Source organism: Streptomyces apocyni (assembly GCF_009739465.1).
Classification (GTDB): domain Bacteria; phylum Actinomycetota; class Actinomycetes; order Streptomycetales; family Streptomycetaceae; genus Streptomyces; species Streptomyces apocyni.
In genome coordinates this window covers 218,673-242,051 of sequence record NZ_WHOM01000072.1, presented here as the reverse complement: position 1 = coordinate 242,051, position 23,379 = coordinate 218,673, and the positions used below count along the sequence as shown (strand labels likewise).

18 protein-coding genes are annotated in these 23,379 nt (G+C 70.1%); 5 read left to right on the top strand and 13 right to left on the bottom strand.

The window, feature by feature from the left end; genetic code table 11:
* Window positions 1–13 precede the first annotated feature (13 nt).
* From GCN81_RS26390 to GCN81_RS26375, 4 genes are all read right to left on the bottom strand, one after another.
* The gene (locus GCN81_RS26390; RefSeq protein ID WP_156726991.1) at window positions 14–1,363 is read right to left on the bottom strand and encodes a VanZ family protein; all 1,350 of its coding nucleotides are present in this window, start codon (window positions 1,361–1,363) and stop codon (window positions 14–16) included.
* 74 nt (window positions 1,364–1,437) lie between these two features.
* A complete protein-coding gene (locus tag GCN81_RS32560; RefSeq protein ID WP_231626979.1) occupies window positions 1,438–1,668 on the bottom strand; it encodes a hypothetical protein in 231 nt (76 codons plus the stop codon).
* Between the two features lie 505 nt (window positions 1,669–2,173).
* A complete protein-coding gene (locus GCN81_RS26380) occupies window positions 2,174–2,851 on the bottom strand; it encodes a TetR/AcrR family transcriptional regulator (RefSeq protein WP_156726990.1) in 678 nt (225 codons plus the stop codon).
* The gene (locus GCN81_RS26375; protein ID WP_156726989.1) at window positions 2,848–3,888 is read right to left on the bottom strand and encodes an acyl-CoA desaturase; all 1,041 of its coding nucleotides are present in this window, start codon (window positions 3,886–3,888) and stop codon (window positions 2,848–2,850) included. Before GCN81_RS26375 ends, GCN81_RS26380 begins: the two co-directional genes overlap by 4 nt.
* A 327-nt stretch (window positions 3,889–4,215) precedes the next feature.
* On the opposite strand from GCN81_RS26375, the gene ppc reads away from it, so the two are divergent.
* Window positions 4,216–6,984, top strand: coding sequence for a phosphoenolpyruvate carboxylase (gene ppc / locus GCN81_RS26370; protein WP_156726988.1), 2,769 nt, complete (start codon window positions 4,216–4,218; stop codon window positions 6,982–6,984).
* Between the two features lie 168 nt (window positions 6,985–7,152).
* Window positions 7,153–7,749, top strand: coding sequence for a Uma2 family endonuclease (locus GCN81_RS26365; protein ID WP_231626978.1), 597 nt, complete (start codon window positions 7,153–7,155; stop codon window positions 7,747–7,749).
* 3 nt (window positions 7,750–7,752) lie between these two features.
* On the opposite strand, the gene GCN81_RS26360 is transcribed toward GCN81_RS26365, so the two are convergent.
* Window positions 7,753–8,244 (bottom strand): hypothetical protein, encoded by a 492-nt coding sequence (locus tag GCN81_RS26360; protein WP_156726987.1) that lies wholly within the window; start codon window positions 8,242–8,244, stop codon window positions 7,753–7,755.
* 78 nt (window positions 8,245–8,322) lie between these two features.
* On the opposite strand from GCN81_RS26360, the gene GCN81_RS26355 reads away from it, so the two are divergent.
* Window positions 8,323–9,201 carry a helix-turn-helix domain-containing protein gene (locus GCN81_RS26355; protein ID WP_231626977.1) on the top strand — a complete coding sequence of 293 codons (879 nt, stop codon included), beginning with the start codon at window positions 8,323–8,325 and terminating at the stop codon, window positions 9,199–9,201.
* Window positions 9,198–9,407 carry a DUF397 domain-containing protein gene (locus tag GCN81_RS26350; protein WP_156726986.1) on the top strand — a complete coding sequence of 70 codons (210 nt, stop codon included), beginning with the start codon at window positions 9,198–9,200 and terminating at the stop codon, window positions 9,405–9,407. Before GCN81_RS26355 ends, GCN81_RS26350 begins: the two co-directional genes overlap by 4 nt.
* Window position 9,408: 1 nt before the next feature.
* On the opposite strand, the gene pth is transcribed toward GCN81_RS26350, so the two are convergent.
* From pth to GCN81_RS26320, 6 genes are all read right to left on the bottom strand, one after another.
* On the bottom strand, window positions 9,409–10,011 hold the full coding sequence (gene pth, locus GCN81_RS26345) for an aminoacyl-tRNA hydrolase (RefSeq protein ID WP_156726985.1): 603 nt from the start codon (window positions 10,009–10,011) through the stop codon (window positions 9,409–9,411).
* 118 nt (window positions 10,012–10,129) lie between these two features.
* Window positions 10,130–10,720, bottom strand: a complete 591-nt coding sequence (locus GCN81_RS26340; RefSeq protein WP_156726984.1) for a 50S ribosomal protein L25/general stress protein Ctc — start codon at window positions 10,718–10,720, stop codon at window positions 10,130–10,132.
* A gap of 186 nt (window positions 10,721–10,906) precedes the next feature.
* Window positions 10,907–11,887: a ribose-phosphate diphosphokinase gene (locus GCN81_RS26335; protein WP_156726983.1), complete on the bottom strand. Its 981-nt coding sequence runs from the start codon at window positions 11,885–11,887 to the stop codon at window positions 10,907–10,909.
* A gap of 145 nt (window positions 11,888–12,032) precedes the next feature.
* A complete protein-coding gene (gene glmU / locus GCN81_RS26330) occupies window positions 12,033–13,490 on the bottom strand; it encodes a bifunctional UDP-N-acetylglucosamine diphosphorylase/glucosamine-1-phosphate N-acetyltransferase GlmU (protein WP_156726982.1) in 1,458 nt (485 codons plus the stop codon).
* Between the two features lie 180 nt (window positions 13,491–13,670).
* A complete protein-coding gene (locus GCN81_RS26325; protein WP_156726981.1) occupies window positions 13,671–16,244 on the bottom strand; it encodes an ABC transporter permease in 2,574 nt (857 codons plus the stop codon).
* On the bottom strand, window positions 16,241–17,029 hold the full coding sequence (locus tag GCN81_RS26320) for an ABC transporter ATP-binding protein (protein WP_156726980.1): 789 nt from the start codon (window positions 17,027–17,029) through the stop codon (window positions 16,241–16,243). The genes GCN81_RS26325 and GCN81_RS26320 overlap by 4 nt, the downstream gene beginning before the upstream one ends.
* 340 nt (window positions 17,030–17,369) lie before the next feature.
* Here GCN81_RS26320 and GCN81_RS26315 point away from each other — a divergent pair, with 340 nt between their 5' ends.
* Window positions 17,370–19,022, top strand: coding sequence for an MFS transporter (locus tag GCN81_RS26315; RefSeq protein ID WP_407698022.1), 1,653 nt, complete (start codon window positions 17,370–17,372; stop codon window positions 19,020–19,022).
* Window positions 19,023–19,183: 161 nt separating this feature from the next.
* Here the strand turns inward: GCN81_RS26315 and GCN81_RS26310 are convergent, their stop codons facing one another.
* Window positions 19,184–20,077 carry a coiled-coil domain-containing protein gene (locus tag GCN81_RS26310; protein WP_156726979.1) on the bottom strand — a complete coding sequence of 298 codons (894 nt, stop codon included), beginning with the start codon at window positions 20,075–20,077 and terminating at the stop codon, window positions 19,184–19,186.
* Between the two features lie 154 nt (window positions 20,078–20,231).
* The gene (locus GCN81_RS26305) at window positions 20,232–23,378 is read right to left on the bottom strand and encodes an SUKH-4 family immunity protein (RefSeq protein WP_156727173.1); all 3,147 of its coding nucleotides are present in this window, start codon (window positions 23,376–23,378) and stop codon (window positions 20,232–20,234) included.
* Window position 23,379 lies beyond the last annotated feature (1 nt).

Sequence of the window (23,379 nt, the reverse complement as noted above, 5' to 3'; positions counted from 1 at the left end):
TTGGGAGACTGCCTCAGTTCTCTGGTTCTACCGCCAAGCCCTGCTCCGGGGTGGCGCTCTCGTCGACCCGGCCTGATTCGGCGTCCACGTATACGGGGTACACCTCATCCTCAGCAACGGTGACTGGTATCAGCCACTGGACGCGCCACTCCGCACCCCGACGGACTGCCAGGAGGTTGCCGCGCCCTACCTGGACCTGGGGAGCGGAAGCGTAAAGCTTCTGTGCGGCAGCCGCAGCCCGTTCCTCCGGAACACGACGGTCTGGGAGCTGTATCGGCGAGTCGACCTTCCGGGTTAGCAACTGGGAGATGCGGCCCGATCTGTTGACCTGGATGTCCAAGCGCATAGGCATGAGGACTCCGTCGGCCTGGCTGCGCCAGTTCACCATCCATCCGAACGCGGCATCGTCGCCGACGGGGTGAACGGTGGGCTCTGAGCCCCTAAGCCCCCAGGGAAAACGCTCCTTGGCGTATCGCGTGGCGATGGCGAGTGCGCCGTCAGCGTCCTTCGGAGCCGCGGTCGAACCCTTGACTGGGAAGCTCGACGGCCCCGGCTCGCTGGTGCTCTCCAAACTCACCATGAGCTGCTCCTGGTCAGGCCAGCTCAACTCGGCAAATCCTTCGTCGAGAGTGATCAACAACATGTCTGAGGCACCGTGTGTACCGGGCTGCAGTTGGACCTTGGCGATGCGATAGCGGTCACCAAAGGCTTCACGGAGGGCGCTCTCGGCTGCACGCTGCTCGTTGGAGCTGGCGATCTGCAGGCTGGTGGCATCGACAGCAAGCGGCGTGATCCACAACTTCCAGACGGTACCCGTGACCAGCAACAAGGACCCGCCAACGACAGCGGTCACCTTGAGGCCGTCGCGCCAGGGTGCGAGGGACTTCTTACCGAGAAGGAGAATCGCCCATCCAAGCAGCGCGCCGGTCAGGGCACCGAGACTGTTCATCTGGACGTCGCTGCTGTCGCAGTTGCGGCCCACCCATGCGGCAGTGGCTTGGATCGTCTCCGTGACCAGAGACAGAAGCACGCCCCCGGCAATGACAGGGACGAGTCGGCGGATTGCCAGAATCCCAAACAATCCGACAGGCAGGAACATTGCCAGATTCAACAGGCCCTGCTCGGTTGCAAAAGGTTCAGTGATGCGACGATTGATGGCACACTGTCCTGTTATCCCTGCCCCTCCAGGGAAGAATATGGTGAGACTTACCTCGACAGCAACGGAAGCTGTCAACGCCGCGTACATCCAAGGGCGGTCGGAGCGCCTGCGGGCCACCTGGAAGGCGAGCGACGACAGGATGAGAATGGCGAAGACTGCACCAATGACAAAGTTTCGGTGTCCGCTAAATACGGCACTCAGCATTTAGGAATCAGGCCTTACGCAGGGCGTCTCGCCCCAAGAGGTAGCCCGGGGCGAGACGCGCAAGAATCAAGTGGTCAGCAGGTGCCAGGCGGCGTCTGGAAGGTCCCCTGACCCTTAACCCACAACATGCCAATGGTTGAGTTGCATTTGGTGTTCCACGCAGTGCGGCTCCACTTCTTCTGCTTCACCTGACCCTTGCTCTGGGTGAACTGTCCGCCCCAGTAGTTCGAGCCCTTAAAGGAGTAGCCGAGCTTCGCTGTAATGCGGGAGCCACTCTTCTTCTCGTAGCGACTGGTGAGGGTCACGCCTGGGCTCCGGGAGGTCTTCCAGTGGTGAAGCACGCCACTGGAAAGGGTCGTGCACACATCCCCGCCAGGAAGTTTACCGCCGCTCGGGCAGCCGCCCGTTGCCGCCTGGGCGGTTCCATTAACCCCCATGGCCGCCACCGAAACCCCGATTATGGCGGCGCTGCGAGCCAGCCTCTTCGTGACTTTATGCATAGTCTTCATTCCCCTTTATGGCGCAAAGCGCGCATGGGGGGATCGTGTAAGTGGCGCATTTCGGCCTGGTCAGAGCCCGTCGAATCCCCCCGCGCACCCGGCCGCTTGGTCAGTTCGGCCGACGGCTGGAAACAATACGGCGATGTTGATCTTCACGCAACTCCCTCGGTCTGAGGAATGCCTGAGCTCGGATTCTCTCTGGGGTGGTTCGCGGGACTCGCTTCCCCTTACTGCGAAAGATTCAGAGCGTGACCCGAACTACTGACAGGGAGGGCAGGGGCTGGCCCCCGTGTCAGGGGGACCAGTGGTGTCAATTCTTGCGGTGGCCTATCAGGCGGGGTTTGGGTTCCAGGCCGTCCAGGCCGTGCCAGGCCAGGTTGACCAGGTGGGCCGCTACCTCGGCCTTCTTGGGCTTGCGGACCTCCAGCCACCACTGGCCGGTCAGGGCGACGCTGCCGACCAGGGCCTGGGCGTAGAGCGGGGCCAGCTTGGGGTCGAAGCCGCGGCTTTTGAACTCGTGGCCGAGGATGTCCTCGACCTGGGTGGCGATGTCGGAGATCAGGGACGCGAAGCCGCCGGTGGACTGGGGGATGGGGGAGTCGCGTACCAGGATGCGGAAGCCGTCCGTGTACTCCTCGATGTAGTCGAGGAGGGCGAAGGCCGCCTGTTCGCACAGTTCGCGGGGATGGCCCGCCGTGAGGGAGCTGGTCACCATGTCCAGGAGGCGCTGCATCTCGCGGTCCACGACGACCGCGTACAGGCCCTCCTTGCCGCCGAAGTGTTCGTAGACGACGGGTTTGGAGACCCCGGCCTTGGCCGCGATCTCCTCCACCGATGTGCCTTCGAAGCCCTTCTGCGCGAAGAGGGTGCGACCGATGTCGAGCAGCTGTTGACGCCGCTCGGCCCCGGTCATCCGGGTCCGGCGCGCGCGCCGGGGTTTGTCGTTGTTGCTGTTGGTGCTCGGGTCGGTCGCCACGTCGTCAATCATGCCGCGTCGGCGCTTTGTGGCTTGCGGCGGGCGTCGACCCGGGCGGCGGAGGGCCAGCGCACGTCGTACGCCCAGCCCAGCTGCTCGCACCAGCGGATGATCCGGGCCGACGAGTCCAGCTGGCCCCTCAGCACACCGTGCCGGGCCGAGGTCGGGTCGGCGTGGTGGAGGTTGTGCCAGGACTCGCCGCAGGAGAGCACCGCCAGCCACCAGACGTTGCCGGAGCGGTCACGGGACTTGAACGGGCGTTTGCCGACCGCGTGGCAGATGGAGTTGATCGACCAGGTGACGTGGTGCAGCAGCGCCACTCTTACGAGGGACCCCCAGAAGAACGCCGTGAACGCGCCCCACCAGGACATCGTGACCAGGCCGCCGACCAGCGGCGGGATGGCGAGGGACAGGATGGTGAAGCCGAGGAAGTTACGGGAGATGGCGCGGATCGCCGGGTCCTTGATCAGATCCGGCGCGTACTTCTCCTGGGAGGTCCGCTCCTTGTCGAACATCCATCCGATATGCGCCCACCACAGACCCTTGAGCAGGGCCGGAACCGTCTCGCCGTAGCGCCAGGGGGAGTGCGGGTCGCCCTCGGCGTCCGAGAACTTGTGGTGCTTACGGTGATCGGCGACCCAGCGCACCAGCGGCCCCTCGACGGCCAGCGAGCCAGCCACGGCCACCGCGATCCGCAGCGGCCGCTTCGCCTTGAAGGAGCCGTGTGTGAAGTACCGGTGGAAGCCGATCGTGATCCCGTGGCAGCCCAGGTAGTACATGAACACCAGCAGGCCCAGGTCCAGCCAGCTGACCCCCCAGCCCCAGGCCAGCGGCACCGCCGCGAGCAGGGCGACGAAGGGGACGGTGATGAACAGCAGCAGCGTGAGCTGTTCGAGTGACCGCTTCTGGTCGCCGCCGAGGGTGGCGGGGGGCAGCGGCGGCGTGTCCGTGGCGGCCTGCGAGGAGTCGCTGGCCTGTGAGGTGTCAGCCGCCTGCGGGGTGTCGTCGATCACGGCAGAGCTCGTGCGTGCGTCGGAGCTCGAGGTCATGGGCGTCCCCTTGTGGGGTCGAGGGTGGGCGGAAGTGCGGTGCGCATGCGGTGCGCCATCGCCAGGCGCGGTGCGCGAATGCGCGATGCGCGTGGTCACGGGGCACCTACGCTCCCGTAACCTACGGCAACGTAAGTATGGCAGCGGTCAGCCCGCCCACAAGAGGCCACGGATCGGTGGTGTCGATTCGAGACCTATCCTGGTGACGTCGGACAGCGTGGTCCGCTCTGAGTCTTCCCCGGAATCCCGGCGCTGACGACTAACGGCTGACGCCGCGTGGCCCGGGAACCGCCCCAGACGAGCTCTACACTGCAAGGAGCCGCACCTGTGAGCAGTGCCGACCAGCAGGCCGACCAGCAGGCCGCAACGACAACCAACACCAGCGACGAGCGCGCCAACGCCGAGCTGCGCGCGGACATCCGCCGCCTAGGAGATCTGCTCGGCGAGACCCTCGTACGACAGGAAGGGTCCGAGCTGCTCGACCTCGTCGAGCGCGTCCGCGCCCTCACCCGCAGTGACGGCGAGGCCGCGGCCCGCCTGCTCAGCGAGACCGAGCTGGAGACGGCGGCCAAGCTGGTCCGTGCCTTCTCCACCTACTTCCACCTGGCGAACGTCACCGAGCAGGTGCACCGCGGCCGCGAGCTGCGCATCAGGCGCGACGCCGACGGCAGCACCCTGGCCCGCACCGCCGACCTGCTCAAGGACGCCGACCCCGAGCACCTGCGGCAGACGGTCAAGCACCTCAACGTGCGCCCCGTCTTCACCGCCCACCCCACCGAGGCCGCCCGCCGCTCCGTGCTCACCAAGCTGCGCCGGATCGCCGAGCTCCTCGACGCGCCCCGCGCCGCCGCCGACCAGCGCCGCCTCGACCTGCGCCTCGCGGAGAACATCGACTCCGTCTGGCAGACCGACGAGCTCCGTGTCGTACGCCCCGAGCCCGCCGACGAGGCCCGCAACGCCATCTACTACCTGGACGAACTGCACACCGGCGCGGTGGGCGACGTCCTGGAGGACCTGGGCGCCGAGCTGGAGCGCGTCGGCGTCGAGCTCCCGGCCGACACCCGCCCGCTCACCTTCGGCAGCTGGATCGGCGGCGACCGCGACGGCAACCCCAACGTGACCCCCGCCGTCACCTGGGAGGTGCTGATCCTCCAGCACGAGCACGGCATCACCGACGCGCTGGAGATGATCGACTTCCTGCGCGGCCTGCTCTCCAACTCCATCCGCTACACCGGCGCCACCGAGGAACTCCTCACCTCGCTCCAGACCGACCTGGAGCTCCTCCCGGAGATCAGCCCCCGCTACAAGCGGCTGAACGCCGAGGAGCCGTACCGCCTCAAGACCACCTGCGTACGGCAGAAGCTGGTCAACACCCGCGAGCGCCTCGCCAAGGGCACCCCGCACGAGCCGGGCCGCGACTACCTCGGCACCGCCGAGCTGCTACACGACCTCACCCTCATCCAGACCTCGCTGCGCGAGCACCGCGGCGGCCTGCTCGCCGACGGCCGGATGGACCGGACGATCCGCACGCTCGCCGCGTTCGGCCTCCAGCTGGCCACGCTCGACGTACGCGAGCACGCCGACGCCCACCACCACGCGCTCGGCCAGCTCTTCGACCGCCTCGGCGAGGAGTCCTGGCGGTACGCGGACATGCCGCGCGAGTACCGGCAGAAGCTGCTCGCCAAGGAGCTGCGCTCACGCCGCCCGCTGGCGCCCACCCCGGCGCCGCTGGACGCGGCGGGCGAGAAGACCCTCGGCGTCTTCGCCACGGTCAAGAGGGCCCTGGAGGTCTTCGGACCCGAGGTCATCGAGTCGTACATCATCTCCATGTGCCAGGGCGCGGACGACGTCTTCGCGGCGGCCGTGCTGGCACGCGAGGCGGGCCTGATCGACCTGCACGCGGGCTGGGCCAAGATCGGCATCGTGCCGCTCCTGGAGACGACGGACGAACTCCGCGCCGCGGACGTCATCCTCGACGAGATGCTCGCGGACCCGTCCTACCGCCGCCTGGTCTCGCTGCGCGGCGACGTCCAGGAGGTCATGCTCGGCTACTCCGACTCCTCCAAGTTCGGCGGCATCACCACCTCCCAGTGGGAGATCCACCGGGCCCAGCGCCGCCTGCGCGACGTCGCCCACCGGTACGGCGTCCGGCTGCGGCTCTTCCACGGCCGTGGCGGCACCGTCGGCCGCGGCGGCGGCCCCTCGCACGACGCGATCCTCGCGCAGCCCTGGGGCACCCTGGAGGGCGAGATCAAGGTCACCGAGCAGGGCGAGGTGATCAGTGACAAGTACCTGGTGCCCTCACTGGCCAGGGAGAACCTGGAGCTGACCGTCGCGGCCACCCTCCAGGCGTCCGCGCTGCACACCTCACCGCGCCAGTCCGACGAGGCGCTGGCCCGCTGGGACGCGGCGATGGACACCGTCTCGGACGCCGCGCACTCCGCGTACCGGCGCCTGGTCGAGGACCCGGACCTGCCCGCGTACTTCTTCGCCGCGACCCCGGTCGACCAGCTCGCCGACCTGCACCTGGGCTCCCGGCCCTCGCGCCGCCCCGACTCGGGCGCTGGCCTGGACGGGCTGCGGGCTATCCCGTGGGTCTTCGGCTGGACCCAGTCGCGGCAGATCGTGCCGGGCTGGTTCGGCGTCGGCTCGGGGCTCAAGGCACTGCGCGAGGCGGGTCTGGACTCGGTGCTCGATGAAATGCACGAGCACTGGCACTTCTTCCAGAACTTCCTCTCCAACGTGGAGATGACGCTCGCCAAGACCGACCTGCGGATCGCCCAGCACTACGTCGACTCGCTCGTGCCGGACGACCTGAAGCACGTCTTCGACACCATCAGGGCCGAGCACGCCCTGACCGTGAGCGAGGTACTGCGGATCACCGGCGGCAAGGAACTCCTGGACACCCAGCCGGTACTCCAGCAGACCTTCGGCATCCGTGACGCCTACCTGGACCCGATCTCGTATCTCCAGGTCACCCTGCTGAAGCGGCAGCGCGAAGCGGCCGCGGCGGGCAAGGAGCCGGACCCGCTGCTGGCGCGCGCCCTGCTGCTCACGGTGAACGGTGTGGCGGCGGGCCTGCGCAACACCGGCTGATCCGTCGGTTGTTCGCCCGTACGAGACCGGGGCCGGGTGCCGCCACGCGCTGGCGGCACCCGGCCCCGGCCGCGTCAGGCCTGCGGGGCCACTCGATGTGATGACCAGCTCGCGAACCCGCGGCTACCGTGAACGGTGCATGCTTTGCTCCCGTCCATGGGAGAAAGCATGCCTGCCGAGTCCGTCGAGCGGCTCCAGCGGTATCACTGGCCGCGGCCGCCCGAGAACGGATACACCGTGGACGACCTGTTCACGCTGCCTGATCTCCCGCCGCACACCGAACTGATCGACGCGAGCCTGGTCTTCGCGAGTCCGCAGCGCAATTTCCATGCCAATGTGATCGACCTGCTGGTCAGCGGGCTGCGCGGTACGCTTCCGTCGATTCTGAGGGTCAGGCGCGAGATGATCGTTGTTCTCGACCCGCGCAACGGTCCCGAGCCTGATATCTCCGTGGTTCACGCCGAAGCTGTCACCGGTCCTGACCAGACTTACTACGCGGCGTCCGACGTGCTGCTTGCGATTGAGGTCGTGTCGCCGGACTCGGAGGCTCGCGATCACCAGACCAAGCCGCACAAGTACGCGGCGGCGGGTATCCCCCACTTCTGGCTGGTCGAGATGGGAGAGGACGAGAACCCCGCCGTGCAGATCTATCAATTGGGCACAGCATCCGGCACCTACGCGCTGACCGGCATCTACCACGATCAGGTCAAGACCACGGTGCCGTACGACATCGACATCGACCTGACCGCCGTGGACGAGCTGTAACCCTCACAGCGCGACAAACGCCGCGACCAGCAGCGCCGCCCCCGCCAACCCCGTAGCCCACGCGGCCCGCGTCAGCCGCAGCCCGCCCCCGATGACCACCCCGGCCAGCATCAGCGCGCCGCCGAGCGGCACCCAGGCGTACAGGAAGCCCGCGCCGCCGATCCGTACGACGTCATCCGAGCCCGCCTTGATCGCGACCGGCACGGTGGCGCCCTTGTGCTCGCCGATCGACCGCTCGATCACGACGCGGTCGCGGGGCTTGGCCCCCTCGGTCGACGGGGCGTACGACCCCGTACAGGTGTCGCCGTCGCAGCGGGTCACGGTCATCGTGCCGCGCTCCTGGCCGCTGGTGAGCATCACATGCCGGGCGGTGTCCCAGGACGTCCACGCGCCCGCGACGAGCAGCAGCACGACGAGCAGTACCGAGCCGACGCGCCGCCCGGCGCGTAGCAGGCCATGGGTGGTGAACAGGGGGACGGCGGCTGTGGGGGGCATGGCCGCGATCCTTGGCCATGGGGCGGTATTCGGTCAACATGCTCACGGTGTGGCCATATGTCGCTACCCTCGGTAGGGATGGGCGTCGGTGTGGCGCACAGCGCGGCGTACGAGGGGGCGTTATCGATGGCGCAGCCGAAGAGCCTGGACCCGTACACCAACCCGAGATCCTTCTACGGTGCCGAACTCCGCCGTAAGCGGGAGGAGATGGGATGGTCGCAGGAGCAGCTGGGGGCGAAGGCCTTCTGCTCGGGCGCGTACATCGGCCAGTTCGAGTCCGCGACGAGACGGCCGCAGCCGGATCTCTCCCGCCTGTTCGACGGGGAGTTCGGGACGGGCGAGCACTTCCAGCGGCTGTGCCGCCTGGCCCGCAAGTCCAAGCACGCGGACTACTTCGCTGATGCGGCGGAGTTGGAGAAGCTGGCGAAGACGATCAGCGAGTACGCGCCGATGCTGGTGCCGGGGTTGTTGCAGACGGAGGCGTACGCGCGGGCGGTTACTCAGGTCACCCTGCCCTACGCCGACCCGCACGAGATCGCGGAACTCGTCCAGCTCCGGACTGAGCGTCAGCGGATCCTGGGCGCCACAACGGGCCCGTTGTTGTGGGCTGTTCTCCATGAAACGGTGATCCGGGTCCCCATGGGAGGCCGCGACGTCATGGGCGGGCAGCTGCGACACCTCGTCAACCTGGGGCGAACGCCCCTTGTGGTGTTGCAGGTTCTTCCCTTCGCGGCATCCGCTGAGGCGTTCATCAACGGAATGACCTCGCTCCTGACGTTCAGCGACGCTCCGGCAGTCGTGTACGCGGAAGGCGCGGGGAGCGGACAACTCATCGAAGATCCCGGGCTGGTTGAGCAGTACCAGAGGTCATACGATCGCGTCAGGGCTGCCGCACTGTCGCCGGAGGCGTCCCTGGGTCTGCTGGAATCGGCGGCGGAGGAGCACTCGACACCATGAGCACTGGACCCGACCTGAGCGCGGCAACCTGGCGCAAGTCCTCGTACAGCGACGGCCAAGGCGGCAGCTGCGTGGAAGTCGCCGACGGCCTTCCCCGCGTGGTCCCGGTCCGCGACAGCAAGGTCCCCAGCGGTCCGGCGCTGCTCATCCCCCACGCTGGTTGGGCGTCGTTCGTGGAGGCCGTCAAAGACGGGGCGATCAGCTGACTCAGGAGTTGTACGTGGACTGCGCGCGCTCCAGGCCGTCCAGGATCAGGCACTCCACCGCGTCCGCAGCCCGGTCGACGAGGTAGCCCAGCTCCTTGCGTTCCGTCGCGGAGAAGTCCTTGAGGACGAAGTCGGCGACCTGCATGCGTCCCGGCGGGCGGCCGACGCCGAAGCGGGCTCGGTGGTAGTCGGGGCCCAAGGACTTGGTGATGGACTTCAGACCGTTGTGGCCGTTGTCACCGCCGCCCAGCTTCAGGCGCAGCGCGCCGTAGTCGATGTCCAGCTCGTCGTGGATGGCCACGATGTTGGCCGTGGGCACCTTGTAGAAGTCGCGCAGCGCGGTGACCGGGCCGCCGGAGAGGTTCATGTACGACATGGGCTTTGCCAGCACGACGCGGCGGCTGCCGGGTCCTGGCGGGCCGATCCGGGCTTCGAGTGCCTGCGCCTGGGCCTTGCCGTGCCGCTTGAACGTGCCGCCGATCCGCTCGGCGAGCAGGTCAGCGACCATGAACCCGACGTTGTGGCGGTTGTCCGCGTAGCCGGGGCCTGGATTGCCCAGACCCACGATGAGCCAGGGGGCTGAGCTGGCGTCCGGCGTGGTCATCTGCGTATCTCCGTGTCCGTGTTCGCACGTCAGGGGTGTGCCGCAAGCGTCAGTGCCGGGCCCGTCCTGGCAGACGGTACCCGGCACTGACGTACTACGTGTACGAGCTACGCGAGGCTCAGGCCTCGGTGGTCGCGCCCTCGGCGGACTCGGCCGGGGCCTCCTCGGCCTGCGCGGCCAGGATCTGCAGGACGACGGTGTCGCCGTCGACGTCCAGGGAGACGCCCTTGGGGAGGGTGATGTCCTTGGCGAGGACCGAGTCACCGGCGTCGAGACCGGCGATCGAGACGGTGATCGACTCGGGGATGTGGGTGGCCTCGGCCTCGACCGGCAGCGCGTTGAGCACGTACTCGAGCAGGTTGGCGCCCGGGGCCAGGTCGCCCTCGGCGTGCACCGGGATCTCGACGCTGACGGTCTCGCCGCGCTTCACGATGATCAGGTCGACGTGCGTGAGGATGCCGGTGCGCAGGACGTCACGCTGGACGGCCTTGGGGATGACGAGCTCGCTGCGGCCGTCGATGTCCAGGTTGATCAGGACGTTCGAGGTACGCAGCGCGAGCAGCGTGTCGTGGTGCGGAAGGGCGATGTGGACCGGGTCCGTGCCGTGGCCGTAGACGACGGCGGGCAGCTTGTCCTCGCGACGGAGACGGCGGGAGGCGCCCTTGCCGAACTCGGTGCGGGTCTCGGCGGTGATCTTCAGCTCGGCCATGTGTGCACTCCTCGTATGAGAAAAACCAGTGGTGGTTACCCGGCCACGACTGGCCTGCTACGAAGAGCGCGTCGATAACGGACCGCCGCACACAGAAAGTGCGGCCTCCCTCGCCGAGCAACTTTGACAGTCTACTCGGCTGGGAGGCCGCACTCAAAAGGATCTTGCGGGCAAGCTCGCAGGTGTCTAGTTCGCCTCGTCCTCGAAGAGGCTCGTCACCGAGCCGTCCTCGAAGACCTCGCGCAGCGCACGCGCGATGGTCGGCGCGATCGACAGGACCGTGATCTTGTCCAGGTCGAGCTCGCCAGGCGTGGGCAGCGTGTTCGTGAAGACGAACTCGCTGACCTTGGAGTTCTTCAGGCGGTCGGCGGCCGGGCCGGACAGCACACCGTGGGTGGCCGTCACGATGACGTCCTCCGCGCCGTGCGCGAACAGGGCGTCGGCCGCGGCGCAGATGGTGCCACCGGTGTCGATCATGTCGTCGACCAGGACACAGACCCGGCCCTCGACATCACCGACGACCTCGTGGACGGTGACCTGGTTGGCGACGTCCTTGTCCCGGCGCTTGTGCACGATGGCGAGGGGGGCGCCGAGGCGGTCACACCAGCGGTCCGCGACGCGCACCCGGCCCGCGTCCGGGGAGACGACCGTGAGCTTGTCCCGGTCGACCTTGGTGCCCACGTAGTCCGCGAGGATCGGCAGCGCGAAGAGGTGGTCGACCGGGCCGTCGAAGAAGCCGACGATCTGGTCGGTGTGCAGGTCGACGGCGACGATACGGTCGGCGCCCGCGGTCTTCATCAGGTCGGCCATCAGCTTGGACGAGATGGGCTCACGGCCGCGGTGCTTCTTGTCCTGGCGGGCGTAGCCGTAGAACGGGACGATCACGGTGATGCTCCGGGCCGAGGCCCGCTTCAGCGCATCGATCATGATCAGCTGTTCCATGATCCACTTGTTGATCGGAGCCGTGTGGCTCTGGATCAGGAAGCAGTCCGCCCCGCGCGCCGACTCCTGGTAGCGCACATAGATCTCGCCGTTGGCGAAGTCGAAGGCCTTGGTCGGGACGAGGCCGACACCCAGGTGGTGTGCGACCTCCTCGGCGAGCTCGGGGTGGGCGCGGCCGGAGAAGAGCATCAGCTTCTTCTCGCCGGTCGTCTTGATCCCGGTCACAGCACTGTCTCCTCAGACGTGTTCTCTGGCGTCTCTGGCCGCGAGTTCACGTCGCGCGAGCCAGCCGTTTCCCGGAGGGAAACCCTCCGGACACCCGATGTGTGCGTCTACCACGTTACGCGGTGTTCGACGCACCTGTTTCCGGTCAGCTCTCGCTGTCCGGCTCCGCGACAGCGGCCTGAGCCGCCTTCGCGGCGGCGCTGCCCGGACGCTTACGAGCCACCCAGCCCTCGATATTCCGCTGCTGGCCCCGGGCGACCGCCAGCGAACCGGGCGGCACATCCTTGGTGATCACCGAGCCGGCGGCGGTGTAGGCGCCGTCCCCGACCGTGACAGGCGCCACAAACATATTGTCCGAGCCCGTCTTGCAGTGTGAGCCGATCGTGGTGCGGTGCTTGGCCTCACCGTCGTAGTTCACGAACACGCTCGCGGCGCCGATGTTCGACTGCTCGCCGATCGTCGCGTCACCGACGTAGGTCAGGTGCGGCACCTTGGTGCCGTCGCCGATTACGGCGTTCTTCATCTCCACGTACGTACCGGCCTTGGCCTTCACCCCGAGCTGGGTGCCGGGACGCAGATAGGCGTACGGCCCGACCGTCGCCTGCTCGCCGACCTCGGCGCCCTCCGCGACGGTGTTGTCCACCCGGGCGCCCGCGCCGACGCGCGTGTCCCTCAGCCGGGAGTTCGGGCCGACCTCGGCGCCGGCGGCGAGGTGCGTGGCGCCGAGCAGCTGCGTACCGGGGTGCACCAGCGCGTCCGGCTCGAACGTCACCGTCACGTCGATGAACGTCGTGGCCGGGTCCACCACCGTCACACCGGACAGCATGGCCTCGGTGAGCAGCCGGTCGTTCAGGCTGCGGCGTGCCTCGGCGAGCTGCACCCGGTTGTTGATCCCGGCGATCTCGCGGTGGTCGCCCGCGACCGAGGCGCCGACCCGGTGCCCGGCCTCGCGCAGGATCCCGAGTACGTCGGTGAGGTACTCCTCACCCTGGCTGTTGTCGGTACGGACCTTGCCGAGCGCGTCCGCCAGCAGCTGCCCGTCGAAGGCGAAGACCCCCGAGTTGATCTCCCGGATGGCGCGCTGGACGTCGCTGGCGTCCTTGTGCTCGACGATCGCGGTGACCGCGCCGGTCGCCTCGTCCCGCACGATCCGCCCGTACCCGGTGGCGTCCGGCACCTCGGCGGTCAGCACCGTCACGGCGTTGCCGTCCGTGGTGTGGGTAGTGGCGAGGCTGCGCAGGGTCTCGCCGGTGAGCAGCGGGGTGTCGCCGCACACGACGATGACGGTGCCGTCCACCCGGCCCCCGCCGCCGAGGGCCTCCAGGCCCATCCGTACGGCGTGGCCGGTGCCGTTCTGCTGCTCCTGCACGGCGGTACGGGCGGCCGGGTCGGCCTGCGCGAGATGCGCGGTGACCAGCTCCCGCCCGTGTCCGACGACCACGACCAGCTCCCGCGGGTCCAGCTCCCGAGCGGCGGCGACCACATGGCCCACCAGTGACCGGCCACAGATCTCGTGCAGGACCTTGGGGGTGCTCGACTTCATACGGGTGCCCTCACCCGCTGCGAGAACGACGACGGCGGCGGCCGGGCAGTTGGCGCTCAAAGGGGTGCCCTTCGGCTTCGATGCTCTGGGAGGTGGACACCCGCAGGATACCGGGGCGTAGTACGCGGCCCACAGATGGGCGTACGGAAGGGCGTGCGGCAGGGCGTACGGAACGCGTGACGGCCCCGGGACGCCGCGCGCAGCGTCTCGGGGCCGACGGTCGTACTTACTCGGTGGCGATCACTCGGTGGCGATCGCGTTCAGTACGTTCATCCGGCCCGCCCGGAATGCCGGGACCAGCGCGGCGAACAGACCCACGAACGCCGAGGCGACGAAGACCGTGCCGATGGTGGTCCAGGGGATCTCCAGGACCTTCAGCCCCTCCAGGGCGAGCAGCTTCTGCGCGGTCGCGCCCCAGGCCATCCCGAGCCCGAGTCCGAGCAGCGCGCCGAAGAGCGCGATGACGACGGACTCCAGACGGATCATGCGGCGCAGCTGGCGGCGGGAGAGACCGATCGCCCGCATCAGGCCGATCTCCCGGGTGCGCTCGACCACGGAGAGGGCGAGCGTGTTCACGACGCCGAGTACCGCGACGATGATCGCCAGCGCGAGCAGGCCGTAGACGATGTTGAGGAGCTGGCCGACCTGGTTCTTGAGGTCCTCCTTGTAGTCGGCCTGGTTCTGCACCTTGACGGCGGGGGAGTCGGCGAGCGAGGCCTTGAGGGCCGCGTAGGCCTCGTCGGCCTTACCCTCCCGGGCCTCGGCGAGGATCATCATGTTCTGCGGCATCTGGTCGGCTGGGACATAGGCGGCCGCGGTGGTGATGTTGGTGTACTTCGCCCCCTTGTCGAGGCTCGTGTCATCCGAAGTGATCGCCGCGACCTTGAGCGTGGCCGTCCGGCCACGGTCGAAGGCGACCGTCAGCTCGTCGCCGACCTTGACGCCGTGTTTGGCGGCGTAGATGTCGCCGACGGACATGGCGTTCTTGCCGTACGCCGCCGACAGGTCACCGGCGACGGTCTCGCGGCGCAGATCCTTGGTGTAGGTCGCGTCGGTCGCGACGAACTCCTCGGACTGGGTCGAGCCGTCCGGGGCGGTCAGGGTCGCCTTGACCTCCTTGACCCGGGTCACATGGGCGAGGTCCGGGGTCTTCGTCACCGCCTCCTCGTCCTTCGGCACCATCGGGTTGAACTGCTCGTTCCGGATGATGAAGTCCGCGCCGACCGACTTGTCCAGCTCCTCGGTGGCCGAGGCGACCATCGAGGACCCGACCACCGACAGGCAGGCGACCAGCGCCAGGCCGATCATCAGGGCCGCACCCGTGGCGCCCGTACGGCGGGGGTTGCGCAGGGCGTTGCGCTCGGCCATCCGCCCGACCGGGCCGAACATCCGCAGCACCAGCGCGCTGATCACCCGGACCACACCGCCCGCGAGCACCGGCCCGATCACCACGAACCCGACGAGGCTGAGCACCACACCAAGACCGAGCCACAGCGACCCGTCGCTCGCCCGGTCGGCGGTGCCCGCGAGGTACAGGGCGAAGCCGCCCACGCCCGTCAGGACCAGGCCGATGACGGCGCGTACGGCGCTGGCCCGGCCGCCCGAAGGGGTCCCCGTCTCCCGCAGGGCCGCCATCGGGGAGACCTTGCCCGCCCGGCGGGCCGGGATGTACGCGGCGAGCACCGTGACGATGACACCCAGCGCCAGACCGATCACCGGGGTCGTCCAGCTGACCGTGAGGTCCTGGGTGGACAGCTCCATGCCCAGGCCCGACATCAGCTTCATCAGACCGATGGCGAGCCCGACTCCCGCGCCGACACCGAGGATCGAGCCGAAGACGCCGAGCAGTACCGCTTCGACCAGCACCGAGCGGTTGACCTGCTTGCGGGAGGAGCCGATGGCCCGCATCAGGCCGATCTCGCGGGTGCGCTGGGCGACCAGCATCGAGAAGGTGTTGATGATCAGGAAGACGCCGACCAGGAAGGCGATTCCGGCGAAGCCGAGCATCGCGTACTTCATGACGTCCAGGAAGGAGCCGACGTCCTCACGGTTGGCGTGCGCGGTCTCCTGCTGGGTCCGCACCGTGAAGGCGCCGTCCAGCTCGGCGCTGACGTTCTTCTTCAGCTGCTCATGGCTGACACCGGGCGCCGCCGCGACGTTGACATGGGTGAACACGTCAGTGGCGCCGAGGAGTTCCTTCTGCGCGGTCGCCGTGTCGTAGAAGACGATGGCGGCACCGGGGTTGGTCACCTTGAACGAGGCGATACCGGTGATCTTGGCAGTGAAGTCGCCGGTGACGGCGATGGTGCGCAGCTCGTCGCCGATCTTCAGGTTGTGCTTCTCGGCGGTGTCGCCGTCGACCATCACCTCGGTCGGGCCGCGCGGTTCGTGCCCCTTGCTGATCTCCATGGAGCGGAGTTCGTTGGTGGTCCAGTTTCCGGCGATCGTCGGGGCGCCACTGCTGGAACCCATGTTCTTGTTCTCGGAGTTGACGACCGTCACGCTCATGCTGGAGACGGAGCCCTCGGCGGACTTCACGCCGTCCGCCTGCTTCACCCGCTCCACGGCGGAAGCGGGCAGTGCCTCCGGCTTGCCGGTCCGCGGTGCCTCGTCCTCGCTCTCCGCGGACTTGGGGCTGACCGTGACATCGGGGGCGCTCGCCGCGAAGAGTTTGTCGAACGTGGTGTTCATCGTGTCGGTGAAGACCAGCGTGCCGCAGACGAACGCCACCGACAGCAGGACCGCGACGGCCGAGAGCGCCATCCGTCCCTTGTGCGCGAAGAAGTTGCGCATCGAGGTTTTCAGGACGGTCATGACGTACGCCCCCGGGCGTCGAAGTCCTTCATGCGGTCCAGGACCTGGTCGGCGGTCGGCTGGTGCATCTCGTCGACGATCCGGCCATCCGCGAGGTACAGCACCCGGTCCGCGTACGAGGCGGCCACCGGGTCATGGGTGACCATCACGATGGTCTGGCCCAGCTCGTCCACGGACTGGCGCAGGAAGCCGAGCACCTCGGCGCCGGAGCGCGAGTCGAGGTTTCCGGTGGGCTCGTCGCCGAAGATGATCTCCGGTCGAGCCGCCAGCGCGCGGGCCACCGCGACGCGCTGCTGCTGGCCACCGGACAGCTCGCTGGGCCGGTGCTTCAGCCGCCCGGCCAGGCCGACGGTGTCCACCACGCGGTTCAGCCACTCCCGGTCTGGCTTACGGCCCGCTATGTCCATCGGCAGCGTGATGTTCTCGAGCGCGCTGAGCGTGGGCAGCAGGTTGAACGCCTGGAAGATGAACCCGATCCGGTCCCGGCGCAGCTGCGTCAGCTTCTTGTCCTTGAGGCCGGTGATCTCGGTCTCGTCGAGGAAGATCTGCCCGCCGCTTACGACGTCCAGCCCCGCGAGGCAGTGCATCAGCGTCGACTTGCCCGAGCCCGACGGGCCCATGATCGCGGTGAACTGGCCGCGGGCGATGTCCACATCGACGTGGTCGAGCGCGACGACCCGGGTCTCGCCCGAGCCGTAGGCCTTCACGACCTGCCGCGCTCGTGCCGCGACGGCCGTACGCCCTCCAGTACCCCCGTGCCTGGGAATGCTTACAGCCGTTGTCACGGTAACTCTCCTCGTATCGCCGATATCGGGTGATGCCGTGCACCACCCGCCGTACGCACTCAGTCTGTTGGGCGGAGGGTGCCGGGCGCGCTGGTGCCCGGCCCCGTCTTGATCCTGGGGAAAACCCCACCCCGTCTGTCGTGCTCACCGCAGGTGTGGCCGGTGATTCCACGCTAGGACGCCAGGTCGCGCGGCTCGTCCTCCGCCGGTACGAGCTGCCCCCCGCCCGGACTACCGAGGTTCCCCTAGGGGTCTGCGACCCCAGGAGGACGCCTCCTCAGGGGCCCAGACCCTCCCGCCCCGCGAGGATCGGATGAGAGGGTGTCCCGGGAGCAGGTAGATGCATAGGGAAAGGACTTCAGTGGGAGCGGCGGGAGAGGCGGGAGAGAGCCGCAAGCGGCGGGCCGTGGTCGCCGCGCTGATGCTCGCGATGGCGCTGGCCGCCCTCGACGCCACGGTCATCGCGACCGCCGTGCCGCAGATCGTCGCCGACCTCGGCGGCTTCTCCGTCTTCTCCTGGCTGTTCTCCGGCTATCTGCTCGCCGTCACCGTCACCATCCCCGTCTACGGCAAACTCTCCGACACCTTCGGCCGCAAGCCGGTGCTGATCACCGGTATGGCGCTGTTCCTGCTGGGCTCCGTACTCTGCGCCTTCGCCTGGAACATGGCGGCCCTGATCGCCTTTCGGGTCGTCCAGGGACTCGGCGGCGGCGCCATCCAGTCGACCGTGCAGACCCTGGCCGCCGACCTGTACCCGCTCAAGCAACGCCCCAAGATCCAGGCCAAGTTGTCCACCGTATGGGCCGCGTCGGCGCTCGCGGGGCCCGGGATCGGCGGGCTGATCGCCACCTACGCCGACTGGCGGTTCATCTTCCTGGTGAACGTCCCGACCGGCCTGCTGGCCCTGTTCTTCGTCATCCGCCACCTGCATGAGCCGGTACGGGAACGGGGCCCTGGGGCACGGACCGACCGGGCGCGGATCGACTGGGCGGGCGCGCTCGCCGTGTTCGCGTGTGGTGGCGTGGTCCTCACCGCGCTGGTGCAGGGCGGAGTCGCCTGGCCGTGGCTCTCCCCGCCCTCGCTGCTGCTCTTCGGCATCGGGCTGGTGCTGGCGGCGGCCGTCGTGGTCATCGAGCGACGGGCCGCCGAGCCGGTGATACCCGGCTGGGTGTGGCGGCGGCGCACGATCGCCGCGGTCAATCTCGCGCTGGGCGCGCTCGGGCTGCTGATGGTCGTGCCCACGGTCTTCCTGCCGACGTACGCCCAGTCCGTACTGCGACTGAGCCCGACCCAGGCCGGGTTCGTCCTTTCCGCGATGATCCTGAGCTGGCCCCTGTCGGCGGCGCTCAGCCAGCACGTTTACAACCGGATCGGCTTCCGCGACACCGCGGTGATCGGCATCACCCTCGCCGGACTCACCCTGCTCGCCTTCCCTCTGCTCCCCTATCCGGGGGCGGCATGGCAGCCCGCACTGCTGATGCTGCTGCTTGGCGCGGCGCTCGGGCTCTTCCAACTCCCGCTGATCGTCGGCGTGCAGTCGACGGTCGGCTGGGCCGAACGCGGGACCGCGACCGCCTCGGTCCTCTTCTACCGTCAGATCGGGCAGACCGTGGGCGCGGCGCTCTTCGGGGCCGTCGCCAACGGCGTGCTCGCCGCGCGCCTCGGCGGCGCGGGTGACCTCGACGCGGTCGCCCGCTCGCTCACCCACCCCGGCCCGGACGCCGACCATCTGCGCCGGGCGGTCGACGCGGCGGTCGAGTGGGTCTACCTGGGCGGAGCCTGCGCGGCCGGACTCGCCCTGCTCGCGCTCCTGCTGCTCGCGCCGCGCAGGTTTCCGGTCCTGGCGCAGGAGACTGGGACTGGGACTGGGGCGGAGCTCGAGCCGGAGCCGGAGCCGGAGCCGGAGCCGGAGCCGGAGCCTCCCGCGCCTTCGGGCGAGGGGGTCGCGCCGCCGCGACGCGAGGACGCGACGCCGCGTGCGGACAAGTCCTAGCGGCGTCTCTCCGATCTTCGCGGATCCGCCTGCGGCGTCTGACGCGATGCGTTGGCGTGCGGCCGGATCACCCTCGTACGGGACGTACTTGGGTGATTCGGCGGTGGTCCGAGGCGCCCGTGCCAGGCGTCGCGGGCCCGCGACGATCGGGAGACACCCCCCTAGGGGGTGTCCTCGACCGGGGCTCGGCCGGTGAGAGCCGTGAGGCTGGTGCGGACGTGGTCCATGTGGGAGCGGAGTTCCTCGGCGGCTTCCGCGTGTTCGCGCAGGACCCGGTCCGTCTCGCGGGCGACGCGGTCGGCCCGGGCCTTCGCCGCCGCCACCAGCTCCGCGCCGCGCGCTTCGGCGTCCTCCTGGCCGTGCCGGGCCGACTCCTCCGCTTCGGCGAACGCCCGCTTGGCCTCCGATACCTGTGCCTCGGCGGCCGTCAGGAGTTCCGCGTGCAGCTCCTCCTGTTCGGCCTCGCGGGCCGCCTCATCGCGGCCCGCCTCGTCCCAGCGCTCGGCCTGTTCCTTGCCGAGTGCGGTGAGCATCTCCTCGGAGCGCTGACGTACATCCCGCAGCGCCGCCAGCGCCTCGCCCCGTACGTCCTTCACCTCGCGGCGCGCCGCGAGCCTCGCGTCGTCCGCGCGGCTCTGCGCGACGACCAGCGACTGCCGGGCCCGCTCGTCGGCCTCCTCCCGTACCGCTTCGGCGTAGGCGCGCGCCGCGTCCCGTAGCGCGGTCTCGTACGCCGTGTCCGCCTCCGCCGCTCGCGCGGCGTCCTCGCGCGCGGCGGTCCGTACGGCGTCCGCCTCCTCCTCGCACGCCGCGAGGATCGCCTGGGCGCGCCCGCCGAGTACCTCGTACGTCTGCGGGGCGAGCTGCGCGACCACGGTACGGAGCCGTTCCGCCTCCGCCGACATCTCCCGCTCCAGCACCGTCAGCCGCGCGGCCCGCTCCCATGCGGCGTCCCGGTCCCGGGACAGTTCGGTGACGTACGCGTCGGTCTGCTCGATTCGGTAGCCGCGGCGCCGTACGACGTCGAAGCCGTGGGGGGACGACGGTGTACGCATCCTGGAACCCCTTCGATGTGCTGCTGCTACGCCCCACATCTTGGTGGATCGGCCCGAAGCGCCCATAACGCGACACTCCGCACGCACGCGGGGGCGCCCCGTCCTGAGACGAGGCGCCCCCTTGGGTGTGCGACCAGCCGGGCTAAGCCTGTGCCTAAAGCAGGCCGTCCCACATCTGCTCCAGCAGCACCGACCACCAACTCTCGGGCGAGCCGAGCGCCGCCGCGTCGAGCGCCGCCAGCTGCTGCTGGAAGTCGATCGTCCAGCGCGCGGCCTGCTCCTGGTTCAGGCCCGTCCGCAGCCGCCACATCCGGCCGAGCAGCGCCAGACAGCGGACGAACTCGGGCAGCCCCGTGTTCACGAACTGCGGCGGCACCGGGGCGCCGCCAGGGCCCGCCTCGACGGGCACGGCGACGATGTGCGCCGTGCCGTACTGCACACAGATCGCGCGCCCGAAGTCGCTGCCCATGACCAGGTACGACCCCGCGTCGGACGCGGGCTGCACCTGGCGCTCCTGCGCCAGCTCGGCGAGCGTCGGCACCGGGCGGCCCGGCTGGGCCTGCGCCCAGAAGAACGGGTTGAAGTCGAGCGGCAGCCCGGCCCACACCAGCGTGTGCGCGACGATCTCCGGCACGCCCGCGCGGGACACCGCGCGCTGGTCGAAGCGGAACACGCCCTGCGGCCCGAAGGCGCCCATCAGCTCGTGTCCCACCGCGTCCGGCGGAACCGGCGGCGCGGGCTGTACGGGCTGCAGCGGCGCGCGGACCGGGCCCGGACGTGCCGGGCCGTCCGCGACCTGGTGCAGCTCGCCCTGGTGCGCGAGCAGTTGCCGCATGCCCTGCTGACGGCTGGCGTGATCCCTGCCGTACGGGGCGATCGAGGTGATCCGGGCCTGCGGCCAGGTCTCCCGGATCATCCGGGCGCAGTACGCGCCGGGCAGCTCGCAGGACTCCAGCTCGGTGTGGAGTTCGAGCACCTGCTGCGGCGAGACGTTCATCGCGCGCAGCTCGTGCAGCATCTGCCACTCGGGGTGCGGGGTGCCGGGCGCCGAGCGGCGGATGAGCTGCTGCTCGGACCCGTCCTGCGCGCGGTAGCGCAGCACGGCCTGGTAGCCGGGGCCGACGGTGGGCTGGCCGGGCGGCGGCTGCGGATAGCCGTACGCGGCGGGGGGCTGGGGGGCGCCGGGCGGCGGGGCCATGCCGGGCGTGCCGCCCGGGGCTCCCGGGGCTCCGGGCGGGCCCGGGGGCTGTGGTGCGGCGGGGGCGCCGCCGCCGAGGCTCGGGTCGGCGAACATGGTGGCGGCGTGGTGGACACCGCCGCCGGGTGCGCCGGGTGCGCCGGGAGGCTGCGGGGCGCCAGGGGCTCCCGGGGCTCCGGGCGGGCCGGGAGGCTGGGGTGCCCCGGGGGTGCCGGGTGCGCCGGGGGGCTTGGGCATGGACAGGCCGCCGCCCTGGCTCGGGTCGGCGAACATCGTGGCCGCGTGGTGCACGCCACCGGGCGGCGTACCCGGGGTCCCGGGCGGGCCCGGAGGCTGCGGGGCCCCGGGGGTGCCGGGAGCGCCGGGAGGCTTGGGCACGGACAGGCCGCCGCCCTGGCTCGGGTCGGCCAGCATCGTCGCGGCGTGGTGCACACCGCCGCCGCTGTCGCCCCCACCGGGCGGCGGGGTCGGCGGCTGGGGCGGCGGCTGCGGTCCGTCCGGGCCGAGCTGGGAGACGAGCTGCGTCGGTACGTAGCCCCCGGCCGGGTTACCCGGCGTACCCGGGCCCGACGGCGGCGGCGTGCCACCGGACGGCGCGCCGGGCGTGCCGGGCGCGCTCGGTGGCGGCGGGGTCGACGGCCCACCGCCGCGTGCTCCGCGCGGCGGTCCCATCGCCTTGCTGGTGGCGGCATCCGAGATATCCCCGGCGCCACCGGGCCCGGCAGCGGTCTGCTGCGGCTCGGGCTGTGACTGCGGCTGCGGCTGCGGGTAGCCGTACGACGAAGAGTTCTCCGCGCCGGGGACATCCAACGCCCGGGCCACGGTGGTCTTGGGAAGCTGGCTACCGCCGGACATCAGGGCCGTCGGGGCGTCCGGGGCCACGGTTGGCGGCGGGGTGTCGTCGGCGTCGTTGCCCGAGAGCGGGGGCGCGAAGACCGTCGCGGGCGCGGGTACGGAGCGGTCGTCCCCGTCCGCGTTGGTGTCCGTACCGGCCCACGGCGTGGACCCGTCGGGCACCCCGGCCGCGGTCGCGGCCACGTCACCGGACCCCGCCGCTCCCTGCGCGCCACCCGCACTGGGCCACGCTGACCCGCCGCCGGGGGCCGCGCCGCTGTCCTGCCGCCCACCGTGCGAACCACCCGCACTCGGCCACGCCGATCCGGCCGCGGACTCACCGCTGGCAGCCGCATCGTCGGAGGCAGCGGGCGAGCTCTGCGAGCCGCCGCCCGCGTCCGGCCACGGGGCTCCGGCCGGGGCCCCGCCGGTACGGTCGCTGTCGGCCGCGTCGCCGGTGCCGCCCGGGTTCTGCCCGCCCTGCGAGCCCCCCGCACCCGGCCATGCGGGTCCGTCCGAGGGCCCGCCGCTGTTGCCGCTTGCGGTTGTGTCGTTGGGGGCGCCGGGGTGCTGCCCGCCGTGCGAGCTGCTCGCGTCCGGCCATGCCGATCCGTCCGCGGGTCCGCCCGTACCCGTACCGCCGCTGGCGGACGCGTCGGTGGAGAAGCCCGAGGAGGGTGACGTGGAGGCGGCGGCGCCTCCGGTGGAGGAGCCAGTGGTTGAGGGGGCAGTGGTTGAGGGGGCAGAGGCCGCGGGCTCCGGGGACGTGGCCTCTGGTGCGGCGGCCCAGGGCGCCGCGGATCCTGCGGGGGGCGTGGACCCCGGGGCCGGTGCGTCCGCGGGCGCACCGGCCCCGGACGCACCAGACCCCGACGCCGAAGCGCGGCGGTCCGGGATGCCCATGTTGTCCGCCGCCTCTTGCAGCCACTCCGGCGGCGACAGCAGGAACGACGTCTGGTTCAGGTCGACCCGCTCAGGCTCCGCCGCCGCGGGCTCCGGCGCGTCCTCCGGAACGCCGTACTCCTCCTCGTACCGGCGGATGACGTCACCCACCGGCAGCCCGGGCCACAGCGTGGCCTCGCCGCTGTCCCGGGCGATGACCAGCCGCTGCTGCCCGCCGTCGGAGCGCGGACCGTCCTCGCGGTCCTCCGCCCACACGACGAAGCCCAGCTCGAACTCCCGTACCCGCACCTCGCGGTGCTGGTACGAGGGCATCCCGCCGTTGATCCACTGTTCGGCGCGTTCCTGCGCCTGCGCGAAGGTCACCAAC